12 protein-coding genes and 2 pseudogenes are annotated in these 14,372 nt (G+C 66.6%); 7 read left to right on the top strand and 7 right to left on the bottom strand.

Going from position 1 to position 14,372, the window contains the following annotated elements:
* Positions 1-14 precede the first annotated feature (14 nt).
* The 3 genes and pseudogenes from ACP7DD_RS21130 to ACP7DD_RS21120 form a co-directional block, all read left to right on the top strand.
* Complete coding sequence (locus tag ACP7DD_RS21130; RefSeq protein WP_426176802.1) at positions 15-2,180, top strand: PAS domain S-box protein; 2,166 nt, start codon at positions 15-17, stop codon at positions 2,178-2,180.
* Positions 2,162-2,581, top strand: a complete 420-nt coding sequence (locus tag ACP7DD_RS21125) for an EAL domain-containing protein (RefSeq protein WP_426176854.1) — start codon at positions 2,162-2,164, stop codon at positions 2,579-2,581. The genes ACP7DD_RS21130 and ACP7DD_RS21125 overlap by 19 nt, the downstream gene beginning before the upstream one ends.
* Positions 2,582-2,739: 158 nt before the next feature.
* Positions 2,740-3,393, top strand: a pseudogene (locus ACP7DD_RS21120) (IS3 family transposase); the annotation flags it as partial.
* 215 nt (positions 3,394-3,608) lie between these two features.
* On the opposite strand, the gene ACP7DD_RS21115 reads toward ACP7DD_RS21120, so the two are convergent.
* The 3 genes from ACP7DD_RS21115 to ACP7DD_RS21105 form a co-directional block, all read right to left on the bottom strand.
* Entirely contained in the window at positions 3,609-6,698 is a 3,090-nt protein-coding gene (locus ACP7DD_RS21115) for a DEAD/DEAH box helicase (protein ID WP_426176853.1), read from the bottom strand.
* The gene (locus ACP7DD_RS21110) at positions 6,688-7,473 is read right to left on the bottom strand and encodes an AraC family transcriptional regulator (protein ID WP_426176801.1); all 786 of its coding nucleotides are present in this window, start codon (positions 7,471-7,473) and stop codon (positions 6,688-6,690) included. The genes ACP7DD_RS21115 and ACP7DD_RS21110 overlap by 11 nt, the downstream gene beginning before the upstream one ends.
* 202 nt (positions 7,474-7,675) lie before the next feature.
* On the bottom strand, positions 7,676-9,505 hold the full coding sequence (locus tag ACP7DD_RS21105; RefSeq protein ID WP_426176800.1) for a SagB/ThcOx family dehydrogenase: 1,830 nt from the start codon (positions 9,503-9,505) through the stop codon (positions 7,676-7,678).
* A 114-nt stretch (positions 9,506-9,619) separates the two neighbouring features.
* Here ACP7DD_RS21105 and ACP7DD_RS21100 point away from each other — a divergent pair, with 114 nt between their 5' ends.
* Entirely contained in the window at positions 9,620-11,422 is a 1,803-nt protein-coding gene (locus tag ACP7DD_RS21100; protein WP_426176799.1) for a tetratricopeptide repeat protein, read from the top strand.
* A 12-nt stretch (positions 11,423-11,434) separates the two neighbouring features.
* On the opposite strand, the gene ACP7DD_RS21095 is transcribed toward ACP7DD_RS21100, so the two are convergent.
* Positions 11,435-11,794, bottom strand: a complete 360-nt coding sequence (locus ACP7DD_RS21095) for a DUF1428 domain-containing protein (RefSeq protein WP_426176798.1) — start codon at positions 11,792-11,794, stop codon at positions 11,435-11,437.
* Positions 11,795-12,001: 207 nt separating this feature from the next.
* On the opposite strand from ACP7DD_RS21095, the gene ACP7DD_RS21090 reads away from it, so the two are divergent.
* Together ACP7DD_RS21090 and ACP7DD_RS21085 are read left to right on the top strand one after the other, a co-directional pair.
* On the top strand, positions 12,002-12,304 hold the full coding sequence (locus ACP7DD_RS21090; RefSeq protein WP_426176797.1) for a PsiF family protein: 303 nt from the start codon (positions 12,002-12,004) through the stop codon (positions 12,302-12,304).
* A 103-nt stretch (positions 12,305-12,407) separates the two neighbouring features.
* Positions 12,408-13,127 (top strand): prolyl oligopeptidase family serine peptidase, encoded by a 720-nt coding sequence (locus tag ACP7DD_RS21085; protein WP_426176796.1) that lies wholly within the window; start codon positions 12,408-12,410, stop codon positions 13,125-13,127.
* Positions 13,128-13,212: 85 nt separating this feature from the next.
* Here ACP7DD_RS21085 and ACP7DD_RS21080 read toward each other — a convergent pair.
* The 3 genes and pseudogenes from ACP7DD_RS21080 to ACP7DD_RS21070 all read right to left on the bottom strand — a co-directional run.
* Positions 13,213-13,326: pseudogene (locus ACP7DD_RS21080) on the bottom strand (IS5/IS1182 family transposase); the annotation flags it as partial.
* Entirely contained in the window at positions 13,310-13,636 is a 327-nt protein-coding gene (locus tag ACP7DD_RS21075) for a hypothetical protein (protein WP_426176858.1), read from the bottom strand. The gene ACP7DD_RS21075 and the pseudogene ACP7DD_RS21080, both read right to left, overlap by 17 nt.
* A 126-nt stretch (positions 13,637-13,762) precedes the next feature.
* Complete coding sequence (locus tag ACP7DD_RS21070) at positions 13,763-14,047, bottom strand: DUF7684 family protein (protein ID WP_426176852.1); 285 nt, start codon at positions 14,045-14,047, stop codon at positions 13,763-13,765.
* An 81-nt stretch (positions 14,048-14,128) separates the two neighbouring features.
* Here ACP7DD_RS21070 and ACP7DD_RS21065 point away from each other — a divergent pair.
* On the top strand, positions 14,129-14,372 hold a 244-nt coding region (locus ACP7DD_RS21065), incomplete at its 3' end, for a transposase (protein ID WP_426176795.1).

The following is a 14,372-nucleotide window of genomic DNA, read 5'->3' as shown; positions in this document are numbered from 1 at the left end:
TGGAGTGCACGACCATGCAAACGAGCAAGCAGGTGCTACTCGAACGCCAGCTCAGCGACGTTCAAACCGTTGCACACGTCGGCATCTGGCAGTACCTCTTCGCATCCGGCAAGCTGATCTGGTCGGACGAGACTTACCGCATCGCCGGCATCGACAAGCAGTACGTCGACGCCCGCATCGACGCCTATATCGCCGCCGTTCATCCGGACGACCGGGGCAAGGTGCTGGCAATGTTCGAACAGGCCCGGCGCGGGTCAATTCAGCCAATGCTCGAGCATCGGGTGGTATGGCCGAACGGCAAAGTGCGCGAGCTGGAGGCGCGTGGCTACCCGTTCGTCGACCAGGACGGCCAACCTGCCATGGCCGGCACGCTGGCCGACCTGACCGGCGTGAAGCGCTCCCGGGCGGCGCTGCGCGCGCTGTCGCGCAAGATGATCAATACGCTTGAGAGCATGACCGACGCCTTCTACATGCTCGACAACGACTGGCGCTTCACTTACCTGAACTCGCAAGCCGAGCGGCTGCTGCTGCACCGGCGCGACGAGTTGCTTGGCAAGGTGCTGTGGGAAGCTTTCCCCGGCCTGATCGGCACCCGCTTCGAGACCGAATACCGGCAGGCGATGGCGCAGCAACGTGCGGCCGCGTTCGAAGAACTCTACGTGCCTTTCCTTTCGTGCAAGGAGCTGCGCATCTTTCCGTCGCGCGAGGGACTGGCGGTGTACTTCACCGACATCTCTGAACGCAAGCGCTTGCAGGAAATCGAGCGGCAGAATGCCGAACGCTTCCGGCTGGTCGCCAACACCACCACCGACATCATCTGGGACTGGGACCTGGCGCAGGACCGCGTCTGGTGGAACGAAGGGACGCGCAATGCCTTCGGCTACACGCCTGACCAGATCGACGACGGCATCGAGACCTGGGCGCGCCGCATTCATCCCGACGAGCGCGCGCGCGCGCTGGCGAGCCTGCTCAAGGCACGCGACAAGGGCCGCGACGACTGGCACGCCGAATACCGCTTGATGCGCCGCGACGGCGCCTACGCCGACGTGCGCGACCGCTGCATTTTCATCCGCGCCGCCGACGGTAGCGCGCAGCGGGCAATCGGCGCCATGCTCGACGTCACCGCGCAAAAACGGGACGAAGCCGAGCGCGCCGAAGCCGAGGCGCGCAACCGGGTGCAGGCTTCGCTGCTCGACAAGGCGCTCGACGCGATTTCGGCGACCGACATCAACGGGCGCATCACGTACTGGAACAAGGGCGCGCAGCGGCTGTACGGCTGGACGTCCGACGAGGTGATGGGCGCCAACAAGGGCGACCTGATCGTCGCCGACCGCGCGGCGTTCGAGCGCGCCTTTCGCAAGATGCTGCAGCAAGGCGACTGGACCGGCGAACTGCTGAAGCGGCGCAAGGATGGCCGCACTGTCTGCGTCGAAGCGCACCTGACCTTGATGCGCGACGACGCCGGCCGGCCGCAGTCGATGCTGTGCATCGATACCGACATCACCCAGCGCAAGCGGGCCGAACGCGAAATCGAGGACCTGGCGTTTTTCGATCCGCTGACGGCGCTGCCGAACCGACGCCTTCTGCTCGACCGCATGCGCCACGCGGTCGCCACCTGCCGGCGCACCGGCCGCACCGGCGCGCTGCTGTTCCTCGACCTCGACAACTTCAAGAGGCTGAACGACACGCTCGGCCACGACAAGGGCGACCTGCTGCTGCAGCAGGTCGCACTGCGGCTTCGCTCGCGCGTGCCGCGCGCCAGCGACACGGTGGCGCGCCACGGCGGCGACAAATTCGTCATCGTGCTCGAGGATTTGCCGGCCGAGCCGGCGGAAGCGGCCGCCCAGGCCGAGCGGGTCGCCGAAAAGATCCTCGCCGCCTTCGACACGCCGTTCCAGCTCGACGGCCACCAGCACCATACGACGTCGAGCGTCGGCGTGGCCTTGTTCGCCCGGCACAGCAACGACGTCGACGAAGTGCTCAAGTGGGCCGACATGGCGATGTACCAGGCCAAGGCGGCCGACCGCAACACCATCCGTTTTACGACCCGCCGATGCAGGTCGTCATCCGCGCCCGCGTCCAGCTCGAAGCAGACCTGCGCCACGGCCTTCAGCAGCAAGAGTTCGACCTCGTCTACCAGAGCCAGCCCGACTTCGTTCAGATGGTGCAACGCGTGGTGAGCCGCACCGGCGCCGATCCGGCCAAGCTCAAGCTCGAGCTCACCGAAAGCCTGCTCGTGGCCGACGTCGAACGCACGGTCGACAAGATGAACGCGCTGCGGGCGATGGGCATCGGCCTCGCGCTCGACGACTTCGGCACCGGCTATTCATCCTTGTCGTACCTGAAGCGCCTGCCGCTCGACCAGCTGAAGATCGACAAGTCGTTCGTGCGCGACGTGCTCACCGATCCGAGCGACGCGGCCATCGCGCGCACCATCCTGCTGCTGGGCCACACGCTGGGGCTCGACGTCATTGCCGAGGGCGTCGAGACCGAGAGCCAGCGCGACTTCCTTGCGCAGAACCGCTGCGTCGCCTACCAGGGCTTCCTGTTCAGCCAACCGGTTCCGGCCGAGCAGTTCTAACCATATGGACGCCGGCCGGTCGATAACGCAGCAGCCGGGGTCTGACCCGAGCCGTTTCCTTAATCTGTTGGAAAGATGGGGTCCCAGCGCATGGGCCCCAGCCTGACGAGGCGGGCCCTTTTAGCGACTTCATCGACGCTTGTCCCGAGTGAGCGCACCTGCGCGCGGCAAACCAGGTCAGCCACCGAGCTGCGGCACGGCCAAACCAAGAGCGCAGCAAGCCGCGCGCACTTGCGGCCACCGCTCCGAACCAACTCTACAGCTGGGATATCACCTATTTACCGAGTGGCGTGAAGGGCGTTTACTTTTATCTGTATTTGTTCTTAGACATATTTAGCCGCAAGGTCGTCGGATGGCAAATCTACGCGGACGAAAGCAGTGACTTGGCCGCAGAGGTCATGCGAGACATTTGCGCTCGGGAAAAGATAAAGTCAAATCAGGTTGTGCTGCATTCCGACAACGGCAGTCCGATGAAAGGCGCCAGCATGCTGGCCACCTTGCAAGCGCTTGGTGTGACGCCATCGTTCACCCGGCCGGCGGTGAGCAATGACAACCCGTTTTCAGAATCAATGTTCAGGACCCTCAAGTACCGGCCTAACTACCCAAGCAAGGACTTCAGCAACTTAGCTGAGGCAAGAAAGTGGGTCGCACGATTTACCCATTGGTACAACCACGAGCATCGGCACAGCGCCATCCAGTTCGTCACGCCTGCCGAGCGCCATGCCGGTCTGGATACTGCATTGCTGAAGGCGCGAACCAAAGTCTACGAAGCGGCACGAGAACGTAACCCAGGCCGATGGTCAGGCCCTGTATGAAATTGGAAACCGGTCGACATCGTCCATCTCAACCCAGAGCATCAACTGGCGGCGATCCGGGCGCAACCGAGCAGCACTCTGCATTACCGAAAGGCCGCATAGTGCGGTCGAAAATGCGACAACTAGCTTGACAGCCACCGAATCCGGGGGCTGACCCCAAAAGAAAAATCGGGTCAGACCCCTGCGGTCGGGCCGGTTCCGCCGCGGTGGTTCTAGGCGTCGAGCGGCGCCAGGATCGCCTGCAAGTCGGCCTGCGTCAATGCCAGTTCGCCGGCGCCGGCGCCGGCCAGCACGGCGTCGGCCAGTCCGGCCTTTTTGCGCTGCAGTTGCTGGATTTTCTCCTCCAGCGTGCCGCGCGCGATCAGCTTGTAGACGAATACCGGCTTGTCCTGGCCGATGCGCCAGGCGCGGTCGGTGGCCTGGTTCTCGGCCGCCGGGTTCCACCACGGATCGTAATGAATCACCGTGTCGGCGGCCGTCAGGTTGAGCCCGACGCCGCCGGCCTTCAGGCTGATCAGAAACAGCGGCACCGTGCCTTGCTGGAAGGTGGCCACCTGGCCGGCGCGATCGACGGTGTCGCCGGTCAATAGCGCATACCGGATGTCGCGCTGACGCAGTTCGGCCTCGATCAGCGCCAGCATGCTGGTAAATTGCGAGAACACGAGAATCTTCCTGCCCTCGTCGAGCAAGGTGACGACCATCGTCATCAGTTCGTCGAGCTTGGCCGATGGCGCGTGGCCGGCCGCGCCGGCGGCCTTGACAAGGCGCGGGTCGCAACACACCTGGCGCAACTTGAGCAAGGCGTCGAGGATGATGATCTGGCTGCGCGCCACCCCCTTGCTGGCAATTGCCGCGCGCACCTTGCGATCCATCGCCAGGCGCACCGTCTCGTACAGATCGCGCTGGGCGCCAGTCAACTCGACCTCGCGCACCATCTCTGTCTTGGGCGGCAACTCTTTTGCCACCGCATCCTTGGTGCGCCGCAACAGGAACGGCTTGATCCGCTGCACCAGGAACGCATTGCGGGCGCCATCGCCCAGCTTTTCAATCGGCTTGCGAAAGCTCGTGTTGAACGACTTCTCGTCGCCCAGCAAGCCGGGCATCAGGAAGTGAAACTGTGCCCACAGTTCGCCCAGGTGGTTCTGCAGCGGCGTGCCGGTCAGGCACAGGCGGTGCCGCGCGGTCAGCAACGATGCCGTCTGCGCCGCCTTCGAACGGTTGTTCTTGATGTACTGCGATTCATCGAGGATCAGCAAGTGAAACGCGTGCGCGCGCAGTTGCGCCTCGTCGCGCGGCAGCAGCGCGTACGTCGTCAGCACCAGGTCGTGCGCGCCGATCTGGTCGAAGCGTTCGCCGCGTTCGGGACCGTGCAGCAGCAGCACGCGCAGCCCTGGCGCGAAGCGCGCCGCCTCCGCCTGCCAGTTGCCCATCAGGCTGGTCGGCGCCACGACCAGCGCCGGCGCCGTCAGGCGGCCCGCCTCTTTTTCGAGCAGGATGTGGGCCAGTGTCTGAATCGTCTTGCCCAGCCCCATGTCGTCGGCGAGGATGCCGGCCAGGCCGAACTCGCGCAGGAACTGCATCCAGGCCAGGCCGGCGCTCTGGTAGGGGCGCAGGCTTGCCTGCAGGCCCAGAGGGGCTGGCGCCGCCTGCACGCCGCCGAAGCTGCGCAGCTTTTCGCCCAGTGCACGTAATTGCAGTCCGCCAGTCCAGCGCAGTTGCAGACCCGCGTCGAGCTCGGCGAGCCGCGCGGCGTCAAGCGTGGGCAGGCGCACGCTGTTGCCGAAGTGCTCCTTGAAAAACAGCTCGCCCAATGCCGCCAGAATCGGCTTGACCCGGCCCCATGGCAACCCTACCCGCGCGCCGCCCGGCAAGCGCGCGAACAGCAGGTCGCCGTCCGGGTAGCCGGCCAGCGCCGCGGGGTCGAAGTCCTGCGGTGCGCTGCGGATCATTTCCAGCAGCACCGGCAGCAGCGACACCTGGCCGCCATCGACGACGATGCCCAGTTCAAGGTCGAACCACGGACTCGCCTCGGCGCCGTCGTCAACCACGTCGGCGTACCATGCTTCCACCTCGGCCAGCTCGAACGGCTGGCCGGCGCCTTGTTCGACGATCCAGCCGAGTTCGCGCAGCCGCGGCAAGCCTTCGTGCGCAAAACGGCGCCAGTCGTCGACATTGGCCACGCGCAGCACATCGCGCACCGGTCCGCTGGCAGCGCCGAAAAAGCCGAGCGCGGCCAGTTGCTCGCCGGCCGCCGACTCCAGCGCCTGGTCGCGCGCGATCAGCTCCATCACGGCGCCGGCAGCCCGCACAATGTGCGCGCCCGTCCCGGCCGGCACGCGTTCGCCGTCGTACTTAAAGCCGAGCAGCACATAGTCGTCCTCGTGCGGCTGGCCGCGTCCGGGCGCAGAACCGTGCCTGCCACCCAGAATCAGCACCGGCTGCGGCCGGATATCGCTGCGCGTCACCTGGCGCCGCGCAGGCGGCGCGGGCACCAGCGCCGCCAATCCCCGCGTGGCCAGGTGGTGCGCCAGGCCGGCCGCGTCGCCAGGCGCGAGCGCAGGGGCACTCTCCACCAGTGCCAGCAGGCGTTCGACCGGCATCGCGCGAGCGCCGTCGCCAAGCACCAGCTCGCCGAGCGCACCACCATGCAGGTACAACGGCGGCGTAGTCGGCAAGAGGTAATCGAACGGTTCGCCGTTCTCGAACTGCCAGCCAAGTCGCATGCTGCCGTGGGCGCCATCGCTAGTCCATCCGAGCGTTCCCGCGCGCAACGGTCCGGCGGCGATCGGCGCGATGACGCCGGCCTTGAAACCGTCGGTCGCCGCGGCCCAGCCCAGACGATCCGCAGCGAGCACGTGGTGCAGGAAATGGCCGCCGGATTCATCGCGCGGCGGCGTCGCGGCGACGCCAAAACCGCTGTTGCCGGACATGGCATAAAACAAGCGCAAGGTGTGCAGATCGGCCGATTCCAGGTACGCCGGCGGACTGCTGAGCAATGTATAGATATCCCGACCCACGGTGGCCGACACGACGCTGCCGTCGGCGCCGATGCGCGCCCTGCTCAGGTACAGCTGCAGCCTTCCCGGCCTGCTGTCGGGCACCAGCACGTACATCAGCCGCTGTGAGACCTTGTTCCTTGTGGCCGCACTGGCGCCGCCGGTTGCGATCGCCTCCCGCACCGAATCGAGCCAGTACCCCAAGGCCAACGGCAACGGCGGCCCGGCATCGCGCGCCGTTGACGCGGCGTTTCGTTCCAGCCCGACAATCAAGGCCGCGACAACGTGTTTGCAATTATGGTCCATTGGGCAACTGCAATCGCCATCGAAATAGATGCCTTGGCGCCGCCGGGCGACGATGATCGACTGGCGGTAAAGCTGGCCGCCGCTGCCCTCGACCTTGCTTTGGATGCCGACGTCGTCGATGCCGACCGAGCGCACGTAGCCGCTTTGTGCATAGGATCGGCCGCGGGTGAAGGTGCCGCTGTCGAAGTTGCTGCGAATGTCGTCGAGGGTGTATTGCATGAGTCCGTGATGCGGGCAATCGAAGAGCGATCATTATCGCCGATAGCGCGCCGTTCCACCTTCGCCACGCCGCCAGCGCGTCGCGCTCGCGCCGCCAGGCGGCCGGCGGCTTGCCCACCGCGCGCTTGAAGGCGCGCGTAAACGACGCCTCGGAATCGTAGGCTCCGTCGAGCGCCACCGCGGCGATGCTGGCGCGCGTTTCGAGCAGCAGCCGCGCCGCCACCTGCATGCGCCACTGCGCCAGGTACTGCATCGGCGGCAGCCCGACCAGGTGGACGAAACGCTCGTGCAGCGATGAGCGCGACAGCCCGACGTGGCGCCCGAGCTCCTCGATGCTCCAGGCGCGCGCCGGCTGCTCGTGCATTAGCGCCAGCGCGCGGCCGACAAAGCGGTCGCGCAGTGCGGTGAGCCAGCCGACACCTTCGGCCGGCAGCATGTCGGTGTAGCACCGCACGGCGTGGACGAACATCATCTCGCTCATCCGCGCCAGCACCGCCTCGGCGCCCGGACGGCCGGCCTGCGACTCGGCCATCGCCTGCTGGGTAAAGCGCGACATCCACGCCTGCCCGCGTGCCGCTCACTGATGGCGTTCGGCCGCGGCGACGACACGCTGGCGCTGACCTTGCCGGCACAGGCGCACCGCTTCGGCGGCAGCCACGCACAGCGCGACGTGCTGAATCTGACGATGCTGCAGGCGGTGGAACGGCTGCGCCGCCCGCGCCGCCGGCCGGTCCACGCGCCGACGTTGCAGCTGGCTGCTAGTCGGCGCTCCGGCCGGCCGGCACCCCAAGCGCGGCGAAATGCACCACCCACTGGCGCTGGCGGTCGACGCCGATCAGCGCCGCCGCCTCGTCGTCGTAGAACGCGCCGACCGGGCAGGCAGCCAGGCCGCGCGCCACCGCGCCAAGCAGCCAGCGTTCGCCGACCATGCCAGCTTCAATGAAGCCATGCCGATAGCCGCGCGCGCCGCCGGCCAGCATCGGCTCGCGCTCGACCGACAGCACCAGCACCACCGCGGCGGCGCCGATAACATCCTGCGCCAGCGCCGCCGACTGCGCCGCGGCGGCGAGTTCGCCCCCACGCACCGGCTCAAGCGCATGCGCATCGAGATAGCGGTACACGCCGGGCGCCAGCCCATTGATCCGGTTGACGACGAGATGGATGCGCACCGCGTCCGACAGCTGCGGCGGCTGCGCCATGTCGGCCAGCAGCGACGACAGCGCGGCCAGCGACACCGGATCTGCCGCGAAGCGGCGCGCGCTGCGGCGTTGTCCGATCACGCGCCTGAGCGGCATGGCCGCAGCCTCCGGCGCCGGCAGCGCAACCGATCCGGCGCCATCCACCGCCAGCCTGAGTGACGTGGCCTGATGCACGGCGCCCGTGATGCCGAGCGCGCCGCCGGGTGCGGGCGACGGCGCGGCGAAGCGTGCGGGCGGCGTCGGCGCGGCGCCGCCACGCCGCAGCGCCATCGCCGCCAGCACGCCCTCCTCCACGCCGTCGACGCCGAGCGCCCTTGCCAGCTGCGCGTCGTCAAAGCGGCTCTCGAGCTGCGCACGCATACCGGCGGCGTGGCCGGCGGCGCGCAGGTTTTCCAGCAGGTGGCCAGTGTCGGCGGTGACGTAGCGGTAGGCGCGGTCGCGGTATTTGTAGCCGGTGCGGCGGAAGATGGAAGTGGCGACCAGCAGCGCGTCGGCGTCGTCGGCGGCCGGCGCGCCGGTGACGGCCGGGATAGTCCCGAGCACGTCGAGGCGGTGCCGGTCGGGGTCGTAGTGATAGACGCCGGCCGGCAAGCCGGCGACAGCACGCGCGATCACGTACAGCTCATTTGAGAACAGTGCGCCGGACGACGGCGCCGCGCGCAGCGCATTGCCGCCGCGCCGCGCGGTGACACCGGCCGCCATGAACAGGATGTCGCCCAGTTCGGCCAGGCGCAGCGGCTGCGCGCGCACGGAAGCTGGCGCCGCACGCAGCGCCGCGCTGAGGCCAGCGGCGCCGACGCCGCCCGCCGGCAGGGCGACGTGCCGCGCGTTCGGATAGCTCTTGAACGCCGGCGGCGCCGCGCCCCACTCGATGCCGGGGGCGCGCCGGAACACGCTGGCGCGCGATTCGGACGAGAACTCGTGAAAGCGCACCAGCGCGGCGACGGCGCCGCCGTCAGCCGCGGCGCCGGCGACGGTCAGCGGCAGCGCTTCGGTGGCGCGCTGCCGCGTACCGAGGAAAAATGCGGCGCCGAGCGCGGCGACGATGACGAATGCCTTCAGCGCGCGAATGCGGCCGCGCGGGGCGGCGGCGCGCGGCGGGCCGCGCAGCCAGCGCACCACCAGCGGCAGGTTGAAGAACAGGTGGATCGACACCAGCAGCACAGTGCAGTAGCCGAACAGGTAGTGCCAGTCGAACACCGGCAGCTGCTGGTTGGCGACCCAGAAGATGCCCAGGCCCGCGGTCGCCAGCAGGTAGGCCACCAGCAGCAGCGAGGTCTGCACGTTGAGCGACTGGCGCGGCGGCAGGCGCCCGCGCGCCGCCGCCACGCCGAGCCAGGCGCCGTACAGCGCCAGCGGCAACAGCACCCACACGACCTTCGGCATCATGGCAAGCGCTCCTCCGTACCTGATGGTGACGATTCTACCCGCTTGATGCCGTGGTTTTTTTTGATTAGACTGTATGTACGCGCTGGCGAGGTTCGCGCGCCGGAAGGGGGACAGATGAGACGGATGACACTGGTCGCGGCGGTTGTCGCCGCCGGCGCGCTCACGCTGGCCACGTTCGCGCCAACCTCGGCCGAGCGGCCCACCCAAATTCCCGCCTTCGATCCGCTGTTCGCCCAACGCGCCGCCTGCGCGCCGGCACGGCCGGGCCGCCCGCCGCTGCTCGATCAGCTGGTGCTGGCGCAGGCCGAGACCAGGCCTTTCACGCCCGGCCGCCAGTTGCCGGCGCCGGCCAGCGAGGGCACGCCGCCGCTGTACCAGGACCTGGGCAAGCTGCACGTGCCGGTCACCACCACCAGCGCCGGGGCGCAGGCATATTTCGACCAGGGCATGCGCTTGCTGTTTGCCTTCAACCACGCCGAAGCGGCGCGCGCCTTTCGCGCCGCGCAGCAGGTCGATCCCGGCTGCGCCATGTGCTACTGGGGCGAGGCGCTGGTGCTGGGCCCGAACATCAACGCGCCGATGTTCCCCGCCGCGGCAGCGCCGGCCGCCGCCGCCGCGGCCAATGCGCGCGCGCGCGCCGGCACTGCGAAGCCGGCCGAACAGGTGCTGATCCGCGCCGTCGCGCGCCGCTACCAGGCCACGCCGCCGGCCGACCGCGCGCCACTCGACCGTGCCTACGCCGATGCGATGGCCGACGCCGCGCGCGCCTTTCCCAATGACGACACCATCCAGGTGCTGTACGCCGAAGCGCTGATGGACCTGTCGCCGTGGGACTACTGGGAAGCGGGCGGCAGCCGGCCGAAGAACCGCACCGCCGACCTGGTCGCCGCGCTCGAGCGCGTGCTCGAGCGCAATCCGACCCATCCGGGCGCGGCGCATTACTACATCCACGCGATGGAGGCGTCGACCCACCCGGACAAGGCGCTGCCGGCGGCGCGCGTGCTGGCCGCGCAGATCCCCGGCGCCGGCCACATCGTCCACATGCCGTCGCACATCTACTACCGCATCGGCCTGTACAAGGAAGCACTCGACTCGAACGTCGCCGCCATCGCCGTCGACGAAAGATATTTCCGCACGTCGGCCAGCGACCCGGTCTACAAGGGTTCCTACTATCCGCACAACATCCATTTCGTCATGGTGTCGGCGCTGATGGGCGGCGACGGCAAGACCGCGCTGGCGTCCGCCGACAAGCTCGACAAGTCGATCGGCGCCGACCTGGTGAAGGAGTTCGCCGTGCTGCAGCCGGTCAAGGCGGCGCCGTACTTCTCGCACGTGCAGTTTTCCAGCCCGGATGTGCTGGTCGCGCTGCCCGACCCCGGGCCCGCCTTCGTGCTGGTGAAGGCGATGTGGCACTACGCCCGCGCCACCGGCCTGGCGCGCAAGGGTGCGCTGGCTGCGGCCGCCGCCGAGGTCGATGCGCTCACCAATATCGAGCGCAGCGGCGACTTCAAGCCGCTGACCGACTGGGGGGTGCCGGCCAGGGAAATCGTGCAGACCGCGCGCGCGGTCGCCGCCGGCCGCGTGGCCGACGCCAGGGGCGACCTGCCGGCTGCCATCACGGCCTACCAGGAAGCGGTGGCGGTGCAGGACGCGCTGCCCTACATCGAGCCGCCATCCTGGTATTACCCGGTCCGGCAGTCGCTCGGCGCGGCGCTGCTGCGCGCCGGCCGGCTCGACGAGGCCGAGCAGGCTTTCCGCGATTCGCTGGCGCGCACGCCGAGCAACGGCTGGGCGCTGCGCGGCCTGGTCGAGGTCTACCGCAAGCGCGGCGACGCGCCGGCACTGGCTGCCACGCGCAAGCGCTTCGCATCGACCTGGCTCGGCCCGCAAGACGGCCCGGCGCTGTCGCTGCTGTGAACCGCGGACGCCTTACAGTTGGACCAGCGTCTCGAAGCCGCCGTAAATCATGCGCTTGCCGTCGAACGGCATCGCCTCGGGCTTCATGAACTCTTCCAGGCGCGGATCCTTCATGACCTTGTCGTTGATGGCGTCGCGGTCGGCGCGCGAGGCGTATTCGATCCACGAGAACACGACCACTTCATTTTCTTCCAGCTTGACCGCCTGCGGAAACGAGGTCCACTGGCCGGGCTTGACGTCGTCAGCGATGCACTCACGAAAGCTCAGCGCCCCGAATTCCTTCCAGATGGCGCCGCACGTGGTCGACATGCGCTTGTACGCATCAATCTTGTCCCTCGGTACCGGGGTGATGAAACCGTCGATGTATGACATGTTGTCTCCTGATTGCTGGGTTATCGGATCGAGCATGCAGAGTAGCATCCATTAGCGAAAAGGCAAGCGAGGTGAAGCGCGATGGCGAATCCCCTCTCGATATGCAATTTGCTTGTCATTACATCGAATCGGCGGCATGATTGCTTTTAGTCACCGTCGGCAAGCAAGCCGGCGACTTGCGCAGTTCCATAACCTGGGGAAATCATCATGAAGAAACTTGTTGTTGCTTGTGTCGCGCTGTCGATGTCCGCTTTTGCTTTCGCCCAGGCCGCCGCGCCCGCGCCCGCCGCCAAGACGGCGCAGCAAAGCAAGATGGTCACTTGCAATGCCGACGCGACGGGCAAGAAAGGCGACGACCGCAAGACGTTCATGAAGGAATGCCTGAGCGCAAAGCCAGTCAAGGCGCCCACCGCCCAGCAGACCAGGATGAAGACCTGCAACGCGGACGCCACCGGTAAAAAGGGCGACGCGCGCAAGGCATTCATGAAGACCTGCCTGAGCGGCAAGTAACGGCAATCCGGTGACCGATCAAAGGCGGCCTTCGGGCCGCCGTTTGCACTGGCGATCGTTATGCTAGAGTGAACGGACGCCATCCACGCTTGAAAGAGGCCCCATGATCAAGCCCGCCTTCCTGCAGATGCTGGCCGCCGGCCTCGCGCTGTCGAGCGCGGTGTCGGCCCAGACCCCGTCGCCGCCGGCGCAAAAAACGCGCAGCGTCATGGTCCACAGCAAGGTCAACTACCTCGCCTTCCTGCCCAAGTCATATGCTGCCAAGGGCGCGCCGGTTCCGCTGATTATCTTCCTGCACGGCTCCGGCGAGCGCGGCAGCGACCTGAACAAGGTGAAGGCGTGGGGCCCGCCGGCCATTGCCGGGAAGGATCCGGCCTTCCCCTTCATGGTCGTGTCGCCGCAGGCGCCGGACGGCGAGTGGTGGCACGCCAGCCAGCTCAAGGGCCTGATCGACGAGGTACTGGCCAAGTACAACGTCGACCGCAACCGCGTCTACCTGACCGGCATGTCGATGGGCGGCTACGGCGCCTGGGACCTGGCGATCAACTACCCCAGCTACTTCGCCGCCATCGCGCCGGTGTGCGGCGGCGGCAACACGCTGCGCATCGGCCAGCTGAAGGACGTGCCGACGTGGGTATTTCACGGCAAGAAAGATCAGTCGGTGCCAGAGCAGGAATCGGCGCGCATGGTGGCCGCGCTCAGGGCGTCCGGCGGCGACGTCACCTACACGATGCTGGCCGACGGCGGCCATGCCGACGCCTGGGTCCATGCCTACGGCGACGCCGGCCTGTTCGACTGGTTCCTGCAGCACCGCAAGCACTAAGAGCGCCGCTCTTCGCTGAAGCCGATGCGCAATCTACGGCGGCGATGAAGACGCTCGCTCGCATCCATTCGTGAAGCCAACACTAGCACGTCATGCCGCAGCCGCAGCCGAGCTCACGCGGCAGGTACTCCCACGGCATCCCAGTCTTGAGAACAAACAGAATTCCCGTTCGAGCCGCGCGATCATTGAGGCAAGGCCGTTCCCACAACACTGAGCATTTTGGCTCCCAGGGAATGATCGCTTGTGGCCGGTTGCTGACTATATTTTCGATAAAGGTGCCGCGTGAGGAAGAGGATGACCACACTTCCGGCCAGCCACACCAACATGAACGAGAGATAGCGAATGGCGAGCGGATCCAGTACTGGCTTTGGTGCGCCAGAAAGGTTACTTGTGATGCCAACATCGGAAAGCGCCCACGTGACACACATGGCCATCAAGATGTATGACTCGTCTTTCGGATAGAGGGAAAAATCGCTACATTTATCGCGCCACCAATTTGACAGTCCCATACACCTTCCTTTAAGGATTAAATGCTCGAACGAAAAAATCAAGTCCCCACCTACCCTTGGAATGTCTCCTACTGGCCGGAAGCCGTCATCATACGAGAGCGTCCGCTATCGACCGAAAGCCGACATTCATGCCGACTCGTACAAGCTCAGCAGTTCGTGTTCTCGACTTGTCACCGAGATATCGAGAACGACGGTTTGGACAATATCGACGGAGGAGTGCACCGCCAAAGTCTTTGAGAACCAAAATACTTCCTTTAGCGGTTCATCTTCGTGCCAGGTTGTAACGACAAATTCGTCGTCAGGGATCGGACTATCTCCAAATTTATCAATGTTCGCCCAATCCACTGAGTCATCCCAAGAACTGCATTCGCGTCCCCATGCCATCATGTACAGGCATCCGGATGAAACAATCGTAAGCGCGAATTTCTCCGCACCTAGCGCAGCGATTCAAAGGAGCGGAGCATAGGCGTCCACTTATGGAGGTGGACACCTATGCAAGAGATACGAACTGACTCAGAGTTTCGGCTGGTAGGGACGGGCACTGGGCGTGATGGCCGGCGCCGCTACGAAGCGGAATCGAAGCGGTCCTTAGCCAGGGCTTGCCTGCAGCCGGGCGCCTCGCTAGCGGGCATGGCGCTCAAGCACGGCGTCAATGCCAACCTGCTGCGCAAATGGGTAGTGGCTTACCAATTGGCCCCGGACGTGCCGGCCGCGCCAGATGCAGCGCCGCTGTCGG

Origin of the sequence: Massilia sp. TWR1-2-2 (assembly GCF_049897565.1) — a bacterium.
Classification (GTDB): Bacteria; Pseudomonadota; Gammaproteobacteria; order Burkholderiales; family Burkholderiaceae_D; genus JAFCUW01.
This window is presented reverse-complemented; position numbering and strand designations above follow the sequence as displayed.